Source organism: Bacillus sp. COPE52, assembly GCF_003355115.1.
GTDB classification, from domain to species: Bacteria; Bacillota; Bacilli; order Bacillales; family Bacillaceae_G; genus Bacillus_A; species Bacillus_A toyonensis.
In genome coordinates this window covers 361,599-380,618 of record NZ_CP031292.1, presented here as the reverse complement: position 1 = coordinate 380,618, position 19,020 = coordinate 361,599, and the positions used below count along the sequence as shown (strand labels likewise).

General features: G+C 38.0%; 18 protein-coding genes, 1 rRNA gene and 1 riboswitch. Of the genes, 15 read left to right on the top strand and 4 right to left on the bottom strand.

The window, feature by feature from the left end:
• Nucleotides 1-118: 118 nt before the first annotated feature.
• Nucleotides 119-234: ribosomal RNA gene (gene rrf, locus DPQ31_RS02020) — 5S ribosomal RNA — on the top strand.
• A gap of 45 nt (nucleotides 235-279) precedes the next feature.
• Here the strand turns inward: rrf and DPQ31_RS29165 are convergent.
• The gene (locus DPQ31_RS29165; protein WP_000927497.1) at nucleotides 280-546 is read right to left on the bottom strand and encodes a hypothetical protein; all 267 of its coding nucleotides are present in this window, start codon (nucleotides 544-546) and stop codon (nucleotides 280-282) included.
• A gap of 299 nt (nucleotides 547-845) precedes the next feature.
• A riboswitch (purine riboswitch) is annotated at nucleotides 846-947 on the top strand.
• Between the two features lie 110 nt (nucleotides 948-1,057).
• Between DPQ31_RS29165 and purE the strand changes: the two genes are divergently transcribed.
• The 12 genes from purE (at nucleotide 1,058) to purD (ending at nucleotide 14,117) form a co-directional block, all read left to right on the top strand.
• Entirely contained in the window at nucleotides 1,058-1,543 is a 486-nt protein-coding gene (purE, locus tag DPQ31_RS02015) for a 5-(carboxyamino)imidazole ribonucleotide mutase (protein ID WP_000839361.1), read from the top strand.
• Nucleotides 1,540-2,691 (top strand): 5-(carboxyamino)imidazole ribonucleotide synthase, encoded by a 1,152-nt coding sequence (gene purK / locus DPQ31_RS02010; RefSeq protein WP_000196786.1) that lies wholly within the window; start codon nucleotides 1,540-1,542, stop codon nucleotides 2,689-2,691. Before purE ends, purK begins: the two co-directional genes overlap by 4 nt.
• Nucleotides 2,688-3,995: an adenylosuccinate lyase gene (purB, locus tag DPQ31_RS02005; protein WP_000610752.1), complete on the top strand. Its 1,308-nt coding sequence runs from the start codon at nucleotides 2,688-2,690 to the stop codon at nucleotides 3,993-3,995. The genes purK and purB overlap by 4 nt, the downstream gene beginning before the upstream one ends.
• Before the next feature lie 88 nt (nucleotides 3,996-4,083).
• On the top strand, nucleotides 4,084-4,803 hold the full coding sequence (purC, locus tag DPQ31_RS02000; protein WP_001170546.1) for a phosphoribosylaminoimidazolesuccinocarboxamide synthase: 720 nt from the start codon (nucleotides 4,084-4,086) through the stop codon (nucleotides 4,801-4,803).
• Nucleotides 4,796-5,050, top strand: coding sequence for a phosphoribosylformylglycinamidine synthase subunit PurS (gene purS / locus DPQ31_RS01995; protein WP_000278820.1), 255 nt, complete (start codon nucleotides 4,796-4,798; stop codon nucleotides 5,048-5,050). Before purC ends, purS begins: the two co-directional genes overlap by 8 nt.
• Complete coding sequence (gene purQ, locus DPQ31_RS01990) at nucleotides 5,047-5,730, top strand: phosphoribosylformylglycinamidine synthase subunit PurQ (RefSeq protein WP_000666770.1); 684 nt, start codon at nucleotides 5,047-5,049, stop codon at nucleotides 5,728-5,730. Before purS ends, purQ begins: the two co-directional genes overlap by 4 nt.
• Nucleotides 5,714-7,933, top strand: coding sequence for a phosphoribosylformylglycinamidine synthase II (purL, locus tag DPQ31_RS01985; RefSeq protein WP_208731496.1), 2,220 nt, complete (start codon nucleotides 5,714-5,716; stop codon nucleotides 7,931-7,933). Before purQ ends, purL begins: the two co-directional genes overlap by 17 nt.
• Entirely contained in the window at nucleotides 7,918-9,333 is a 1,416-nt protein-coding gene (gene purF / locus DPQ31_RS01980; protein ID WP_097959768.1) for an amidophosphoribosyltransferase, read from the top strand. The genes purL and purF overlap by 16 nt, the downstream gene beginning before the upstream one ends.
• A 104-nt stretch (nucleotides 9,334-9,437) precedes the next feature.
• The gene (gene purM / locus DPQ31_RS01975; protein ID WP_001262428.1) at nucleotides 9,438-10,478 is read left to right on the top strand and encodes a phosphoribosylformylglycinamidine cyclo-ligase; all 1,041 of its coding nucleotides are present in this window, start codon (nucleotides 9,438-9,440) and stop codon (nucleotides 10,476-10,478) included.
• The gene (purN, locus tag DPQ31_RS01970) at nucleotides 10,475-11,062 is read left to right on the top strand and encodes a phosphoribosylglycinamide formyltransferase (protein WP_000088570.1); all 588 of its coding nucleotides are present in this window, start codon (nucleotides 10,475-10,477) and stop codon (nucleotides 11,060-11,062) included. Before purM ends, purN begins: the two co-directional genes overlap by 4 nt.
• A 24-nt stretch (nucleotides 11,063-11,086) precedes the next feature.
• On the top strand, nucleotides 11,087-12,622 hold the full coding sequence (gene purH, locus DPQ31_RS01965) for a bifunctional phosphoribosylaminoimidazolecarboxamide formyltransferase/IMP cyclohydrolase (protein ID WP_097959767.1): 1,536 nt from the start codon (nucleotides 11,087-11,089) through the stop codon (nucleotides 12,620-12,622).
• A 223-nt stretch (nucleotides 12,623-12,845) separates the two neighbouring features.
• Nucleotides 12,846-14,117 carry a phosphoribosylamine--glycine ligase gene (gene purD, locus DPQ31_RS01960; protein WP_016107413.1) on the top strand — a complete coding sequence of 424 codons (1,272 nt, stop codon included), beginning with the start codon at nucleotides 12,846-12,848 and terminating at the stop codon, nucleotides 14,115-14,117.
• A 36-nt stretch (nucleotides 14,118-14,153) separates the two neighbouring features.
• Here the strand turns inward: purD and DPQ31_RS01955 are convergent, their stop codons facing one another.
• From DPQ31_RS01955 to DPQ31_RS01945, 3 genes are all read right to left on the bottom strand, one after another.
• Nucleotides 14,154-14,318: a type II toxin-antitoxin system antitoxin gene (locus DPQ31_RS01955; RefSeq protein ID WP_001085171.1), complete on the bottom strand. Its 165-nt coding sequence runs from the start codon at nucleotides 14,316-14,318 to the stop codon at nucleotides 14,154-14,156.
• Nucleotides 14,319-14,334: 16 nt separating this feature from the next.
• On the bottom strand, nucleotides 14,335-15,180 hold the full coding sequence (locus DPQ31_RS01950) for an SPFH domain-containing protein (protein ID WP_000660692.1): 846 nt from the start codon (nucleotides 15,178-15,180) through the stop codon (nucleotides 14,335-14,337).
• A gap of 217 nt (nucleotides 15,181-15,397) precedes the next feature.
• Nucleotides 15,398-15,775 carry a YgaP family membrane protein gene (locus tag DPQ31_RS01945; protein WP_000812355.1) on the bottom strand — a complete coding sequence of 126 codons (378 nt, stop codon included), beginning with the start codon at nucleotides 15,773-15,775 and terminating at the stop codon, nucleotides 15,398-15,400.
• 294 nt (nucleotides 15,776-16,069) lie between these two features.
• On the opposite strand from DPQ31_RS01945, the gene DPQ31_RS01940 reads away from it, so the two are divergent.
• On the top strand, nucleotides 16,070-16,759 hold the full coding sequence (locus DPQ31_RS01940) for a heptaprenylglyceryl phosphate synthase (protein ID WP_000272082.1): 690 nt from the start codon (nucleotides 16,070-16,072) through the stop codon (nucleotides 16,757-16,759).
• Nucleotides 16,760-19,006, top strand: a complete 2,247-nt coding sequence (gene pcrA, locus DPQ31_RS01935) for a DNA helicase PcrA (protein ID WP_097959766.1) — start codon at nucleotides 16,760-16,762, stop codon at nucleotides 19,004-19,006. It abuts the gene before it with no gap.
• The last annotated feature ends 14 nt before the right edge of the window (nucleotides 19,007-19,020 follow it).

The window sequence follows — 19,020 nt, the reverse complement described above, 5'->3', positions numbered from 1 at the left end:
ATAGGTTCGAGGTGGAAGCATGGTGACATGTGGAGCTGACGAATACTAATAGATCGAGGACTTAACCATATAATATGTAGCAAATGTTATCTAGTTTTGAAGGAATATGCCTTCATAGTTTGGTGATGATGGCAGAGAGGTCACACCCGTTCCCATACCGAACACGGAAGTTAAGCTCTCTAGCGCCGATGGTAGTTGGGACCTTGTCCCTGTGAGAGTAGGACGTCGCCAAGCAAGCTTAAGACGAGTCAGAATGACTCGTCTTTTTTGTGTTTGTTTTTATTTACCAAATGTCATAATCCATAAATTTAATAACGCCAAAAATGAAAAAAGAATGAAATAGAGACTGTTTAAAATAATGGCAATGATTTTTTGTGTTCCTGATTTTCCGACTGCCCTAAAATAATACTTAAGAACAGGAAACATTATTTCTATTATAAGTATATATTTTAAAAAATGAGAGTAGAAAAAATGGGATGATATAAATAAGTATTCAATCATTATAGCAATTACTGCGATAGAGAAAAATAAATAAGATAATAGCATAGTTATTTTTTTTCACGGTTATTCTCCCCCTAAAAATTAAATCGCTATAATATAAGTTCTATTGATGTATAGAAAATAAGAGTTTATATACTTTTATTAAAATGTACTGAAGTACCATATAAACAATTGTACGTAAAATAGATCTCTAGAAATATATATTCTAATTCCCTTTCCTTCTTGCATATAGTTGCAATTCTTCTTTTGAATATAACTAAAACACGAACGTTATTGGTAACTAGTAAAAAAACATTCGATTATTTATTGACATTGTTTATAAAATATTGTTAATATAGCCATAGAAACAATAATATATAAGACCTCATATAATCGCGGGGATATGGCCTGCAAGTCTCTACCTAACGACCGTTATTCGTTAGACTATGAGGGAAAGTCACTCGGTATTTTTCTATTCACAAGGGATACGTATGCCTGAGTAGAGCGCTTTCTCTCATAGTAAAAGAGAAACTGTTCTATTTCAGGCTTTTTTTATTTGAATCGGGGGGATTCTAATATGAAATCACTAGTTGGAGTCATAATGGGAAGTACGTCAGACTGGGAAACAATGAAATTTGCTTGTGACATTTTAGATGAATTAAATATACCGTATGAGAAAAAAGTTGTATCCGCTCATCGGACTCCGGATTATATGTTTGAATATGCAGAGACGGCTCGTGAACGTGGATTGAAAGTTATTATTGCTGGAGCTGGTGGAGCAGCGCATTTACCAGGAATGGTTGCAGCGAAGACAAATCTTCCTGTAATTGGCGTTCCAGTTCAATCAAAAGCGTTAAACGGATTAGATTCATTATTATCCATCGTCCAAATGCCAGGAGGGGTTCCAGTTGCAACTGTTGCAATTGGTAAAGCTGGTTCAACAAATGCTGGATTACTTGCTGCACAAATACTTGGATCATTCCATGATGATATACATGATGCATTGGAATTGAGACGAGAAGCAATTGAAAAAGATGTGCGTGAAGGTAGTGAGCTAGTATGACGAGAATCATTTTACCTGGAAAAACAATCGGCATTATTGGAGGCGGCCAGCTTGGAAGAATGATGGCATTGGCAGCTAAGGAGATGGGATATAAAATTGCTGTTTTAGATCCTACAAAGCATTCACCATGTGCACAAGTTGCTGATGTTGAAATTGTTGCACCATATGACGATTTAAAAGCAATTCAGCATTTAGCAGAGATAAGTGATGTTGTCACATATGAATTTGAGAATATTGATTATAGATGTTTACAATGGCTTGAAAAACATGCTTACTTACCACAAGGTAGTCAGTTGTTAAATAAAACGCAAAATCGTTTTACAGAAAAGAATGCAATTGAAAAAGCCGGGTTACCGGTAGCGACGTATAGATTAGTTCAAAATCAAGAGCAGCTTACTAAAGCGATTGCTGAGTTATCATATCCTTCCGTCTTAAAAACAACGACAGGTGGATATGATGGGAAAGGGCAAGTTGTTTTAAGAAGTGAAGCTGATGTTGAGAAGGCACGAAATCTTGCGAATGAAGCAGAATGCATTCTAGAAAAATGGGTGCCTTTTGAAAAAGAAGTATCAGCTATTGTCATTCGTAGTGTAAGTGGTGAAACGAAAGTGTTTCCAGTAGCGGAAAATATTCATGTGAATAACATTTTACATGAATCTATCGTTCCAGCTCGCATTACAGAAGAACTTTCTCAAAAAGCAATTGCTTACGCAAAGGTACTTGCGGATGAATTAGAACTTGTGGGAACACTAGCGGTAGAGATGTTTGCTACAGCTAATGGTGAGATTTACATTAATGAATTAGCACCAAGACCTCACAATTCAGGACACTATACACAGGATGCATGTGAAACGAGTCAATTTGGTCAACATATTCGAGCAATCTGTAATTTACCTCTTGGAGAAACAAATTTGTTAAAACCAGTTGTCATGGTAAACATTTTAGGCGAACATATAGAAGGGGTCCTAGGACAAGTGAATAGATTAACCGGGTGCTATTTACACTTGTATGGAAAAGAAGAAGCAAAAGCGCAGCGAAAAATGGGGCATGTTAATATTTTAAATGATAATATTGAAGTCGCTCTAGAAAAAGCGAAGAGTTTGCATATTTGGGACCATCAAGAACAACTGTTGGAGGGAAAAAGATGATTAATCGTTATACACGCCCTGAAATGGGTGCTATTTGGACGGAAGAGAATAAATTTAAAGCATGGTTAGAAGTTGAGATTTTAGCTTGTGAAGCATGGGCTGAGCTTGGCGATATTCCAAAAGAAGATGTTAAAAAAATTCGTGAGCATGCATCATTTGATATTGATCGTATTTATGAAATTGAAAAAGAAACACGTCATGACGTAGTTGCTTTCACTCGTGCTGTATCAGAAACACCAACATTAGGTGAAGAACGCAAATGGGTTCATTACGGTTTAACATCTACAGACGTAGTAGATACAGCTTTATCTTACATCTTAAAACAAGCAAATGAAATCTTGTTAAAAGACTTAGAAAACTTCGTTAGCATTTTAGCTAACAAAGCGAAAGAGCATAAATACACGATTATGATGGGAAGAACGCACGGTGTTCATGCAGAGCCAACGACATTTGGTTTAAAACTTGGTCTTTGGTATGAAGAAATGAAACGTAACGTAGAGCGTTTCAAACAAGCTGCGGATACAGTTCGCGTTGGTAAATTATCTGGTGCAGTTGGTACATACGCGAACATTGATCCATTCGTAGAAAAATTTGTTTGTGAAAACTTAGGATTAGAAGCGGCACCAATTTCAACACAAACATTGCAACGTGATCGTCATGCACATTACATGTCAACACTTGCGCTAATCGCAACATCTATTGAAAAGATGGCAGTTGAGATTCGTGGTTTACAAAAGAGTGAAACACGTGAAGTTGAAGAGGCTTTCGCAAAAGGTCAAAAAGGTTCTTCTGCAATGCCACATAAACGTAATCCAATTGGATCTGAAAATATGACTGGTTTAGCTCGTGTTATCCGCGGTTATATGATGACGGCTTACGAGAATGTTCCATTATGGCATGAGCGCGACATTTCTCACTCTTCAGCAGAACGCGTAATTCTACCAGATGCTACAATCGCATTAAATTACATGTTAAATCGCTTTGGTAATATCGTTAAAAACTTAACTGTATACCCGGAGAATATGAAACGCAATATGACAAGAACATACGGCTTAATTTACTCTCAGCGCGTAATGCTTACACTAATCGACAAAGGTATGGTACGTGAAGAAGCTTATGATATCGTACAGCCTAAAGCGATGGAAGCTTGGGAAACACAAGTACAATTTAAAGAGCTTGTAGAAGCTGATGAGCGTATTACGAGCAAATTAACGCAAGAGGAAATTAACGAATGCTTCAACTATGAGCATCATATGCAACATGTTGATACAATCTTTGAACGCCTAGGATTAAACGAAGCGTAAAATTTTATATGGCACAGAATAGAGTCATTCTGTGCCATTCTTTATAAAAATATTATTCACATTTTTCAAACTACAGGGGGCTTGCGAAATGCAAAAGCTAGAATTGCTGTATGAAGGTAAGGCAAAAAGAATTTATCGTACAGAATCAGCAGATATGGTTTGGGTAGAGTACAAAGATAGTGCGACTGCTTTCAATGGGGAGAAAAAAGAGACGATTACAGGAAAAGGTCGTTTGAACAATGAGATTACAACTTTATTGTTCAGAAAGTTACAAGAAGTAGGAATAAAAACACATTTTGTTGAGAAGTTATCTGAAACAGAGCAACTTGTAAAAAAAGTGAGTATTATTCCTTTAGAAGTTGTCACAAGAAATGTAATTGCAGGAAGCCTTTCAAAGCGATTAGGAATGGAAGAGGGAACTGTACTTGCAGAACCAATCGTAGAATTTTACTTCAAAGATGATGATTTAGGAGATCCGCTTGTAACGGAAGATCATATTCGTGTATTAAATGTTGCGTCACCAGAGCAAGTAAGCGTATTACGAGATATGGCTCTACAAATCAATCAAGTATTGATTGAGCATTTCGCAAGCTGTCGTGTAAGATTAGTAGATTTTAAATTAGAGTTTGGTGTAACGGAAGAAGGAGAAATCATATTAGCGGATGAGATCTCACCAGATACTTGCCGTTTATGGGATGAAACGAGCAATGAAAAGTTTGATAAAGACGTATTCCGTCGCGATCTTGGAAATTTAACAGAAGCTTATGAAGAGATTTTAAAACGTTTAGGGGGAATTTCACATGTATAAAGTTAAGGTATATGTAACGTTAAGAGAAAGCGTATTAGATCCACAAGGAACAGCAGTAAAAGGGGCACTTCATAGTCTTTCATTTACAGAAGTACAGGATGTTCGAATCGGAAAGTACATGGAACTAACAATTGATAAATCTGTATCTGACCTTGACGCAAAGGTAAAGGAAATGTGTGAAAAATTATTAGCAAACGTTGTAATGGAAGACTTCCGTTATGAAGTTGAGGAGGTTGTCGCACAGTGAAATTTGCCGTAATAGTATTTCCGGGTTCGAACTGTGATGTCGATATGTTCCATGCAATTAAAGATGAGCTTGGTGAAGAAGTAGATTACGTTTGGCACGATAGAGAGAATTTAGATGAATATGATGCAATTTTACTACCTGGTGGATTCTCTTACGGTGACTATTTACGTTGTGGTGCTATTTCTCGCTTTGCTAACGCAATGAAAGCAGTGCAAAAAGCTGCTGAGCAAGGAAAACCAATTTTAGGAGTGTGTAATGGATTCCAGATTCTTGTTGAATCAGGATTACTACCAGGAGCACTAATAAGAAACGAAAACTTAAAATTTATGTGTCGCACTGTTCAGTTACGTGTTGAAAATAACGAAACGATGTTTACATCACAATATGAAAAAGATGAAGTAATCAATATTCCAATTGCACATGGTGAAGGGAATTACTATTGTGATGAAGTAACTCTTAAACAATTAGAAAAGAATAATCAAATCGCATTCCGTTATGTAGAAAATCCGAACGGTAGCGTTTCAGATATTGCTGGTATTGTAAATGAAAAGGGAAATGTACTTGGTATGATGCCACACCCAGAGCGTGCTGTAGATGAATTGCTTGGTGGTGCTGAAGGGTTAAAAGTCTTTCAATCTATCTTAAAACAGTGGAGGGAAACATATGTCGTTAATGCTTGAACCAAATCCAACACAAATTAAAGAAGAGCGTATATATGCGGAAATGGGGCTAACAGACGAAGAGTTTGCCATGGTTGAAAAGATTCTAGGCCGTTTGCCGAATTATACAGAAACAGGTTTATTCTCTGTAATGTGGTCTGAACATTGTAGTTATAAAAATTCAAAACCAGTTCTTCGCAAGTTCCCAACAACAGGTGAGCGTGTCCTGCAAGGCCCTGGAGAAGGCGCTGGAATTGTAGATATCGGTGATAATCAAGCGGTTGTATTTAAAATGGAAAGCCATAACCATCCTTCTGCTATTGAACCATATCAAGGAGCAGCAACAGGCGTTGGTGGTATTATCCGTGACGTATTCTCTATGGGAGCACGTCCAGTAGCTCTATTAAACTCACTTCGCTTCGGTGAACTACAATCACCACGTGTGAAATATTTATTCGAAGAAGTAGTAGCAGGAATCGCAGGATACGGTAACTGCATCGGTATTCCTACTGTTGGTGGCGAAGTACAATTCGATCCATGTTACGAAGGAAATCCACTTGTAAATGCAATGTGCGTAGGTTTAATTAACCACGAGGATATTAAAAAAGGGCAAGCACACGGTGCTGGCAATACAGTAATGTACGTAGGAGCATCAACTGGTCGTGACGGTATTCACGGTGCAACATTCGCATCTGAAGAACTATCTGAAAGCTCAGAAGCGAAACGTCCGGCAGTTCAAGTAGGAGATCCATTTATGGAGAAACTTCTTATCGAAGCATGTTTAGAACTTATTCAGTCTGATGCACTTGTTGGAATTCAAGATATGGGAGCTGCTGGTTTAACTTCATCTTCTGCAGAAATGGCAAGTAAAGCAGGTATGGGTATTGAAATGTACTTAGATGATGTACCACAGCGTGAAACGGGAATGACACCATATGAAATGATGCTATCTGAATCACAAGAGCGTATGTTAATTGTTATCAAAAAAGGTAGAGAGCAAGAAATAGTAGATTTATTTGAGAAGTATGGTCTTGCAGCAGTTACGATGGGGAAAGTAACGGAAGACAAAATGCTTCGCTTATTCCATAAAGGTGAAATGGTAGCTGAAGTACCAGCAGATGCTCTTGCAGAAGAAGCGCCAATTTATCATAAACCATCAAAAGAAGCAGCATACTTTGCTGAGTTCCAGCAGATGAAAGTGGAAACACCGCAAGTAGAAGATTATAAAGAAACGTTATTCGCTTTACTACAACAACCGACAATTGCAAGTAAAGAGTGGGTATATGATCAATATGATTATCAAGTACGCACAAGCACAGTTGTTACACCAGGTTCAGATGCAGCGGTTGTACGTGTACGCGGTACAGAAAAAGGATTAGCAATGACGACAGATTGTAACTCTCGCTATATTTACTTAGATCCAGAAACGGGCGGTAAAATTGCAGTAGCAGAGGCAGCGCGTAATATCGTATGTTCTGGTGGAGAGCCACTTGCAATTACAGATTGCTTAAACTTTGGTAACCCAGAAAAACCGGAAATCTTCTGGCAAATTGAGAAATCGGTAGATGGTATGAGTGAAGCTTGTCGCACATTACAAACGCCAGTTATTGGCGGAAACGTATCGATGTATAACGAGCGTAGTGGTGAAGCGGTATATCCAACACCGACTGTTGGGATGGTTGGTCTTGTCCATGATTTAAAACATGTAACAACACAAGAATTTAAGCAAGCTGGCGATTTAGTGTACGTAATTGGAGAGACGAAAGCTGAATTTGGTGGAAGTGAATTACAGAAAATAGTCCACGGCAAAATTTTCGGCCAATCACCAAGTATCGATCTAGATGTAGAATTAAAACGCCAAAAACAAGTATTAGAAGCAATTCAAGCTGGCCTTGTTCAATCGGCACATGATGTTGCTGAAGGTGGTTTAGCAGTTGCAATTTCTGAAAGTGCAATTGGTGCTAACGGTTTAGGTGCTACTGTGAAATTAGACGGTGAAGCAACGGCGGTATTATTTGCGGAATCACAATCTCGCTTCGTTCTAACTGTAAAACGTGAAAACAAAGAAGCGTTCGAGAAAGTCGTCGAAGCAATTCAAGTTGGAGCAGTGACAGATACAAATGAGGTAACAATTCATAATGAAGAAAATGAAGTATTACTTACAGCAAATGTAGATGAAATGAGACAGGCTTGGAAAGGGGCAATCCCATGCTTGCTGAAATAAAGGGGTTAAATGAAGAATGTGGCGTCTTTGGAATTTGGGGGCATGAAAATGCGGCACAAGTTTCGTACTACGGATTGCACAGTTTGCAGCACCGTGGGCAAGAGGGCGCAGGCATTGTTGTAAATAATGGGGAAAAAATCGTCGGTCACAAGGGATTAGGTTTAATATCGGAAGTGTTTTCAAGAGGTGAGCTAGAAGGATTGGACGGAAAATCAGCAATCGGACACGTACGATACGCGACGGCTGGTGGAAGTGAAGTAGCTAACGTTCAACCATTATTATTCCGTTTTTCTGATCATAGTATGGCATTAGCTCATAACGGAAATTTAATTAATGCAAAAATGCTTCGCCGCGAATTAGAGGCAGAGGGAAGTATTTTTCAAACGAGTTCAGATACAGAAGTACTTTTACATCTTATTAAGCGTAGTACGAAAGATTCTTTAATTGAAAGTGTAAAAGAGGCACTAAATAAAGTGAAAGGTGCGTTTGCATATCTTTTACTAACTGGGAATGAAATGATTGTTGCGCTAGATCCGAATGGGTTCCGTCCTCTTTCAATTGGAAAGATGGGTGATGCTTACGTTGTAGCATCAGAAACATGTGCTTTCGATGTAGTAGGTGCAACATACATTCGTGATGTAGAACCGGGTGAATTACTTATCATCAATGATGAAGGAATTCACGTAGATCGTTTTACAAATGAAGTAGATCATGCAATTTGTAGTATGGAGTACATTTACTTTGCGCGTCCGGATTCTAATATCGCTGGTATTAATGTCCACGCAGCACGTAAAAACATGGGGAAACGTTTAGCGGCAGAAGCTCCTATTGAAGCTGATGTTGTTACTGGTGTACCAGATTCTAGTATTTCAGCTGCGATCGGTTATGCTGAGGCGACAGGTATTCCATATGAGTTAGGATTAATTAAAAATCGTTACGTTGGACGTACGTTTATTCAACCTTCTCAAGAATTGCGAGAGCAAGGGGTAAAGATGAAGCTTTCCGCAGTAAGAGGTGTAGTTGAGGGGAAACGAGTTGTTATGATTGACGACTCTATCGTAAGAGGAACGACAAGCAAACGAATTGTTCGTATGCTTCGTGAAGCTGGAGCGACAGAGGTTCATGTAAGAATTGCTTCACCGCCTCTAAAATATCCATGTTTCTATGGTATTGATATTCAAACGAGAAAAGAATTAATTGCAGCAAATAATACAGTAGAAGAAATCCGTGAAATGATCGGAGCGGATTCTTTAACATTTTTAAGTGAAGATGGATTAGTAGATGCAATTGGACGTCCATATGAAGGGAAATATGGCGGCCTATGTATGGCTTACTTCAATGGAGACTATCCAACAGCTCTTTATGATTATGAGCAAGAGCTTTTAGAAAGTATGAAATAAGAAAGTGAAAAAAGCTTCTACTTCTTTTGATGTAGAAGCTAGCTTCTTTCTTAAAAACGGCCGCCCTGGATGGGGAGAAATTAAAAGACGAGGTGTAAATAACGATGGCGAATGCATATAAGCAAGCAGGAGTAGATATTGAAGCTGGATATGAAGCGGTATCTCGCATGAAAAAACACGTACAAACAACAATGAGAAAAGAAGTACTAGGCGGTTTAGGCGGTTTTGGAGGTATGTTTGATCTATCAAAATTTGCATTAGAAGAACCTGTATTAGTATCTGGAACAGATGGCGTGGGAACAAAATTGATGCTCGCTTTTATGGCAGATAAACATGACACAATTGGTATTGATGCAGTAGCGATGTGTGTAAATGATATTGTTGTCCAAGGGGCAGAGCCGCTTTTCTTCCTTGATTATATTGCTTGTGGTAAAGCTGAACCTAGTAAAATTGAAAACATCGTCAAAGGTATATCAGAGGGCTGTCGCCAAGCTGGTTGTGCATTAATTGGTGGGGAAACAGCTGAAATGCCAGGAATGTATTCTACGGAAGAATACGATTTAGCTGGTTTTACAGTTGGGATTGTTGATAAAAAGAAAATTGTAACAGGTGAAAAGATTGAAGCTGGTCACGTATTAATTGGCTTAGCATCTAGCGGTATTCATAGTAATGGTTACTCTTTAGTACGAAAAGTGTTACTAGAAGATGGAGAACTATCTTTAGATCGTATTTATGGACGCTTAGAACTACCTCTTGGTGAGGAGTTATTAAAACCAACGAAAATTTATGTCAAACCTATTTTAGAACTATTGAAAAAACATGAAGTATACGGTATGGCTCATATTACAGGTGGTGGATTCATTGAAAATATTCCACGTATGTTGCCAGAAGGAATTGGTGCTGAGATTGAACTTGGATCTTGGGAAATTCAGCCGATTTTCAATTTGCTTCAAGAAGTTGGGAAACTAGAAGAGAAAGAAATGTTCAATATTTTTAACATGGGTATTGGTATGGTAGTAGCGGTAAGGGAAGAAGATGCAAAAGATATTGTTCGTCTTCTTGAAGAGCAAGGAGAAACAGCTCGTATTATTGGTCGTACTGTACAAGGGGATGGCGTTACCTTCAATGGGGGCACAGCACTATGAGTAGATTAGCAGTTTTTGCTTCTGGAAGCGGATCTAACTTTCAATCTCTCGTTAATGCGGTAGAAGAAAAGAGATTGGATGCAGATATTAGTTTATTAGTATGTGATAAACCAGAAGCACGCGTTATTGGACGGGCACATTATCATCATATCCCATGTTTCGCTTTTTCAGCGAAAGCATATGAGTCAAAAGAAGCATTTGAAAAAGAAATATTAAAGAAGCTAGAAGAGTATGAAATTGATTATGTTATTTTAGCTGGATATATGCGTTTAATTGGGCCAACTTTACTAGAAGCATATGGCGGGAAGATTATTAACATTCATCCATCACTACTACCGAGTTTCCCAGGGAAAGATGCTGTCGGTCAAGCGTTAGAAGCAGGTGTGAAAGTAACTGGAGTAACAATTCATTATGTAGATGCAGGTATGGATACAGGTCCAATTATTGCGCAAGAAGCAGTAGTTGTTTCTGAAGGTGATACGAGAGAAAGCTTACAAAAGAAAATTCAACAAGTTGAACATAAATTATACGTAAATACAGTGAATCAAATTGTTCAGTCTGTGAAAGAACCAACTGTTAACTAACATACAACCAGGGGTGAAGGATAAATGAAAAAGCGTGCATTAGTAAGTGTTTCAGATAAAACAGGAGTAGTAGAATTTGTTAAAGGTTTACTAGAACAAGGGATTGAAGTTATTTCAACAGGTGGTACGAAAAAATTACTAGAAGAAAATGGTTTACAAGTAATCGGTATTTCTGAAGTAACTGGTTTCCCAGAAATTATGGATGGCCGTGTAAAAACATTACATCCAAATATTCATGGTGGTCTATTAGCAGTTCGTGATAATGAAACACATGTAGCGCAAATGAATGAATTAGGCATTCAACCAATTGACTTTGTTGTTGTTAACTTATACCCATTTAAAGAAACAATCGCTAAGCCTGATGTAACATTTGCTGATGCAATTGAAAATATTGATATCGGTGGCCCAACAATGATTCGCTCTGCTGCGAAAAATCATAAATTTGTATCGGTAATCGTAGATCCAGTAGATTATGATGTTGTATTAGCAGAACTGAAAGAGAACGGCGAAGTAAAAGAAGAGACGAAACGTAAATTAGCAGCGAAAGTATTCCGTCATACAGCGGCATATGATGCGTTAATTTCTAACTACTTAACAGAACAAATGGGTGAAGAAAGTCCAGAAACGTTAACTGTGACGTTTGAGAAAAAGCAAGACTTACGTTATGGAGAGAACCCACATCAAAGGGCTACTTTCTATAAAGCACCATTTGCTGCAACTTCTTCTGTTGCATATGCAGAACAATTACATGGTAAGGAATTATCTTATAACAATATTAATGATGCAGACGCAGCGCTTAGCATCGTAAAAGAATTTACAGAACCAGCAGTAGTAGCAGTAAAACATATGAATCCATGTGGCGTTGGAGTAGGAACTGATATTCACGAGGCATATACTCGTGCTTATGAAGCGGATCCAGTATCAATCTTCGGCGGTATTATTGCAGCAAATCGTGAAATTGATAAAGCTACAGCAGAAAAGTTACACGAAATTTTCTTAGAAATTGTTATCGCTCCTTCGTTCTCGCAAGAAGCTTTAGAAGTGTTGCAAAGCAAGAAGAACTTACGCTTACTAACTGTAAATATTGAAAAAGCGACAAGTGCAAGCAAAAAACTAACTTCTGTACAAGGTGGTCTTCTTGTTCAAGAGGAAGATACGTTATCATTAGATGAGAACACAATTTCAATTCCAACGAAACGTGAACCATCAGAGCAAGAGTGGAAAGATTTAAAACTAGCTTGGAAAGTTGTAAAACATGTGAAATCAAATGCAATTGTTTTAGCGAATGATAACATGACGGTTGGTGTAGGCGCGGGACAGATGAACCGTGTAGGCTCTGCAAAAATTGCAATTACACAAGCTGGCGAAAAAGCACAAGGTAGCGCACTTGCATCTGATGCTTTCTTCCCAATGCCAGATACAGTAGAAGAAGCAGCAAAAGCTGGTATTACAGCAATTATCCAACCAGGTGGATCAATTCGTGATGAGGATTCTATTAAAGTGGCAGATAAGTATGGGATTACGATGGTGTTCACTGGCGTACGTCATTTCAAACACTAATAGAGGATGTCTAAAAGGTCCGGTCGAGATAATCTTCGCATGTCGTCGTTGCAATGCCAGTGCGGTACTCATGTAGGAAAACTATACTCCGTATCCTCTTGGAAAATGCGCCTCGACCTGCTCGGTTCTCTCGATCCTCCCTTTTAAACTTCTATTGATATGAAAAAGCAAACTAGGAGCATAGCTTCTAGTTTGTACCTATTTAATTATTGGGGGATGAAATATGAATGTTTTAGTAATTGGCCGCGGTGGGCGTGAGCATGCTTTAGCTTGGAAGTTTGCACAATCTGAAAAGGTGGAGAAGGTGTATGTAGCACCAGGTAATGAAGGTATGCGAGATGTTGCAACACCAGTTGATATTGATGAAAATGATTTTGATGCATTAGTTTTATTTGCCAAAGAGAATAATGTTGAATTAACTTTCGTTGGGCCAGAAATTCCGCTTATGAATGGAATTGTTGATCGTTTTAAAGAAGAAGGACTTCGCGTATTTGGTCCGAATAAAGCGGCTGCTGTTATTGAAGGCAGTAAAGCTTTTACGAAAGAGTTGATGAAAAAGTATAATATACCAACTGCTGCATACGAAACTTTTACAGACTATGATGAAGCAGTAAAGTACATTCAAAAAGTTGGTGCGCCAATTGTTATTAAAGCTGATGGATTAGCTGCTGGTAAAGGTGTAACGGTAGCAATGACGCTTGAAGAGGCATTACAAGCTGTGAAAGAAATGCTACAAGATGTGAAATTCGGCGTGGCAAGTAAGAAGGTCGTTATTGAAGAGTTTTTAGATGGACAAGAATTTTCATTGATGGCATTTGTAAATGGAACAACTGTACATCCGATGGTAATTGCTCAAGACCATAAACGAGCTTTTGATGGCGATAAGGGTCCTAATACAGGTGGAATGGGCGCATATTCTCCAGTACCACAAATTCCAGAATCAGCAGTTCAAGAGGCGATTGAAACAGTATTACATCCAACTGCTAAAGCGATGATCCAAGAAAATCGTTCGTTTACAGGTATTTTATATGCAGGGCTTATTTTAACAAATGATGGTCCAAAGGTAATTGAATTTAATGCTCGCTTTGGTGATCCTGAAACGGAAGTTGTATTACCTCGCTTAGAGAATGATTTAGTTGATGTATGCAACGCTGTGTTAGATGAAAGTGAACTAACTTTACAATGGTCAGAAGATGCTGTTATCGGTGTTGTACTTGCTTCTAAAGGATATCCAGAAGCGTATAAAAAAGGTGAAGTTATTAACGGATTAGATGCATTGCAAGATGTGATTGTTTTCCATGCGGGGACAGTAATGAAACACGGTGATTTTGTAACAAATGGTGGTCGTGTATTATTTGTTGCTTGCAAGGCGAATAGTTTACAAGAAGCAAAAGATAAAGTATATAAAGAAATCGGTAAAATTGAAAGTGATGGTCTGTTTTATCGAAGTGATATAGGATATCGTGCAATTGGGCATGAGATGACGAGAAGCTAATGTATAAAAAATCCCGCTGATTTCTCAGCGGGATTTTTATGCATCTTTATCTTTCTTCAATTTTCCTTTTTGCTTTGCCATTTCTCGAAGTAAATACTCGATGTGTGCATTGACGCTACGAAACTCATCATTCGCCCATTTTTCGATGACTGCGTGTAATTCAGGATCAATACGTAATGGAAAGCTTTTCTTTTTAGCCATAATTATTTACAACCTATTAGTATAGGCTTCCTGTATTAATAACTGGTTGCGCACCTTTATCTGAAACGATGGCAACCAATAAGTTGTTTACCATATTTGCTTTACGCTCGTCATCGAGTTCCAGCACGCCTTCTTCATCCAACATATGGATTGAATCTTTGGCCATTTTCACAGCACCTTCAACAATCTCTTTTCTAGCAGCTAACACTGCTTTTGCTTGTTGACGTTGTAGCATTGCATGGGCAATTTCTGTTGCGTAAGCTAAATGCGTTAAACGAGTTTCTAATACTTCTACACCAGCAATTTCAAGACGCGCTTCTAATTCGCGTTTTAGCTCTTCTGAAATTTCCTCAGTATTTCCACGTAACGTAATACAAGTTTCATCCTGGAAATTATCATAAGGATATTTTGTTGCCACGTGGCGGATTGCTGTTTCACTTTGGATTTCTACGAATCGATCGTAATGCTCAACACCAAACATTGCTTTTGCAGAATCAACCACCTTATATACGATAACAGCTGCAATTTCAATTGGATTTCCTTCGACATCATTTACTTTTAATTTCTTACTATTAAAGTTTTCAACACGTAAAGATACAGTTTGACGGAATGCAAATGGAATTGTTAAAAATAAACCGTTTTGACGAATTGTTCCTAAATAATTACCGAAGAACGTAATAACTTTCGCTTGATTCGGTTGAACGATACCGATGCCTGTAGCCAAAACAGATGCTAATATAAGAGCTAAAATAGCTATTACAAACATTTCTTGTACAAGGCAAAATACACCGATAGCGGCTAAAACTAAAATTCCAATAACACCCAGAAATCCATTTACATAAAATACTTGTTTTTCTTTCATATGATCGCCTCCTGATATAAAAATGATATCATTTTTATATCATTTTAAGCAAGGGATTCATACCTAATCTTCTGAATTTTTTTATTTGGTATTTTTTATGTACGTGTTAGGGATGAAAAGGAATGTACGTTCTGTTTTGTGGTAAAATAAAGAGGACTTAACCGCCCACTGCAGCAGCTAAGTCCCTTTGAGAGCATCTTGCATCGTGACAAATGATTCAAAGCGGTTTTGCCAGGATTATTTCTTCAATCGCTGACTCAATCTCTTTGTCAGAAGCATCATAACTTCCCTTTGACTTTGGCTTGTCATGAGCGGAAGTTTGATTCACTTCTTCTTTAGCATGTCCTTTTTCAGTAAAATTCATGCCAGGCATTTTAAATGCGCCCATATTCATGTATTTTCCAAATTTCCATGCTTCAACAATAGGGCAGAAGCGAACAATTCCCTCTGCAACTTTCATTGCACCAATCCATAGAAAAATGTTAGACCAAGTGCACCACGGATTGCGTACAAGTTTAGTTGCACTACATCCGAAGAGGACAAGACCAAGTGTAATTCGAATTAGAGCGTTTATTGTCCCGATGTTTTGCTTCATTAGAAAAACACTCCTTTTTATGAAAATTGAAATAGTAAATACTACTTCTCTTATTAGTATTCCGTGTGATTTTGGGGATATGTAATCCAACATTTGACGTTGAAAAAGATGTTGGAATGGGCGTGTGTGTCAGTAGCTTTTTTTGTTATAATGAAAGAATGCATAAAAAGAAGGTAAAATGAAATCCTTCTTTTTGAAAAATATTTAATAGCTATTTAAAAAAAACAAGATGAAAACTAACTGTTATTTTAAACAGAACTATAGATATAACTAGAGAAAAGAAAGGGTGTTTTCATGTACGATATTTCCGGATGGAAACATGTATTTAAGCTTGATCCAAATAAGGAGTTAAGCGATGAACATTTAGAAATGATTTGTGAGTCTGGAACCGATGCTGTTATTGTAGGCGGAAGTGATGGAGTTACAATTGATAACGTATTACACATGCTAGTTAGCATTCGTAGATATGCAGTTCCTTGCGTGTTAGAGGTTTCTGATGTGGAAGCAATCACACCAGGCTTTGATTTTTATTACATCCCAAGCGTATTAAATAGCCGAAAAGTAGAATGGGTAACAGGTGTTCATCACGAGGCATTGAAAGAATTTGGGGATATTATGGACTGGGACGAAATTTTCATGGAAGGGTATTGTGTTTTAAATCCTGAAGCGAAAGTAGCCCAGCTTACAGATGCAAAATGTGATTTAACAGAAGATGACGTTATTGCATACGCGCGTTTAGCAGACAAGCTATTACATTTACCGATATTCTATTTAGAATATAGCGGTACGTATGGAGATATTGAACTTGTTAAAAATGTAAAAGCAGAATTGAAACAAGCTAAGTTATATTATGGCGGTGGCATTTCTAATGCAGAACAAGCGAAAGAAGTAGCGCAGTATGCCGATACAGTAGTTGTTGGAAATGTTATTTATGATGATATAAAATCGGCGTTAAAAACAGTTAAAGCAGTAAAAGGAGAGTAGGTGCAGGCGTATATGAGTATGACGGATAAGTTATTAAATGGTTTAAATCCACAGCAACAAAAAGCAGTGCAAACAACGAATGGACCGCTGCTATTAATGGCGGGAGCGGGTAGTGGTAAAACACGTGTGTTAACACATCGTATTGCATATTTACTTGGTGAAAAAGGTGTAGCGCCATGGAATGTACTAGCTATTACCTTTACAAATAAGGCTGCTCGTGAAATGCGCGAGCGTATTGATACACTTGTCGGACCAGAAGCAGAAGATATTTGGATTTCTACGTTCCACTCTATGTGTGTACGTATTTTACGACGTGATATCGATCGTATTGGTATTAATCGTAACTTTACAATCTTAGATTCAGGCGATCAGTTAACTGTAGTCAAAAAAATTATGAAAGAGCGTAATATTGATCCGAAGAAATTTGAGCCGCGCGCTATTTTAGCCGGTATTAGTAATGCGAAAAATGAACTGTTATCTGCAGATAAATATGCAAAAAAAATTACAATCGCTGATCCATATGAAAAATTAACGAGCGATGTATATACAGAATATCAAAAACGTCTTTTGAAAAATAACTCATTAGACTTTGATGATTTAATTATGACAACGATTCAGCTATTTGAACGTGTTCCAGAAGTACTAGAGTTTTATCAGCGTAAGTTCCAATATATTCACGTGGATGAGTATCAAGATACGAACAAAGCGCAGTACCTTCTTGTTAAACATTTAGCAGCACGTTTTAAAAACCTTTGTGTTGTGGGTGACTCAGATCAGTCTATTTATCGCTGGCGTGGTGCGGATATTTCTAACATTTTGTCATTCGAAAAAGACTATGAGAATGCGCAAGTTATTCTGTTAGAACAAAACTATCGTTCGTCACAAAATATTTTAAATGCAGCCAATGCTGTTATTGAAAAAAATACGAATCGTAAACCGAAAAAATTATGGACAGACAACCAAGTTGGGAGCAAAATTTCGTATTATCGTGCTGCAACTGAAAAGGACGAAGCGTATTTTGTTGCGAAAAAAATTCGTGATGATATTCAAATGGGGAACCGAAAATATACTGACTTTGCAGTATTATATCGTACGAATGCTCAGTCTCGTATGGTTGAGGAGATTTTCCTGAAATCTAATATCCCTTATAAAATTGTCGGCGGTACGAAGTTCTACGACCGTAAAGAAATTAAAGACATTTTGGCGTACTTACGTTTAATTGGGAATCCTGATGATGAGATTAGTTTCGCACGTATTATTAACATGCCGAAGCGCGGGATTGGTGCGACTTCTATCGATAAAATTATTAATTACGGTGTGCAAAACGGAATTTCATTAACGGCTGTATTTGATGAAATTGAGCATGTTGGTGTAAGTGCAAAAATTACAAAGGCAGTAAAAGAATTCGCAAGTTTACTACACAACTGGGTAAATATGCAAGAGTACTTATCTGTTACAGAATTAGTAGAAGAAGTCATTGAAAAAACAGGATATCGCGAGATGTTGAAAAATGAGCGTTCTTTAGAAGCAGAAGGCCGTTTAGAAAACTTAGATGAGTTTTTATCTGTTACGCAAACGTTCGAATCTCAAAGTGAAGATAAGAGCCTTGTTGCATTCCTAACAGACTTAGCTCTTGTCGCGGATATTGATCGTGTAGATGAAGATCCAACTGCTGGTGAAGAAGTTATTTTAATGACGATGCACTCAGCAAAAGGGCTAGAGTTCCCTGTAGTCTTTATCGTTGGTTTAGAGGAAGGAATATTCCCGCATACGCGTTCTCTTATGGAAGAAGATGAAATGCAAGAAGAGCGTCGTCTTGCTTATGTAGGTATTACTCGTGCAGAAGAAGAATTATACTTATCGAATGCGCAAATGCGTACTTTATTTGGTAGGACAAGTATGAATGCAGCATCTCGATTTATTACAGAAATCCCGGCAGAGCTGGTGGAACCATTAAATGAAACAGCGCCGAAGCGTGAAACTTCGTTTAGTGCAAAAGGAAGAACGACAGGAGCTGCGGCAACAACACGCTCTCGTTCAGCTTTCGTACGTCCGGCTGTTAAGACAACAGGCGGCGAGCAAATTGGCTGGGCAGTAGGCGATAAAGCTTCCCACCAAAAATGGGGAGTCGGTACAGTTGTAAGTGTAAAAGGCGAAGGTGATTCAAAAGAATTAGATATCGCGTTCCCAAGCCCGATTGGTGTTAAACGTTTATTAGCAAAATTTGCACCTGTGACGAAACAATAGGAAAGGAATGAGGA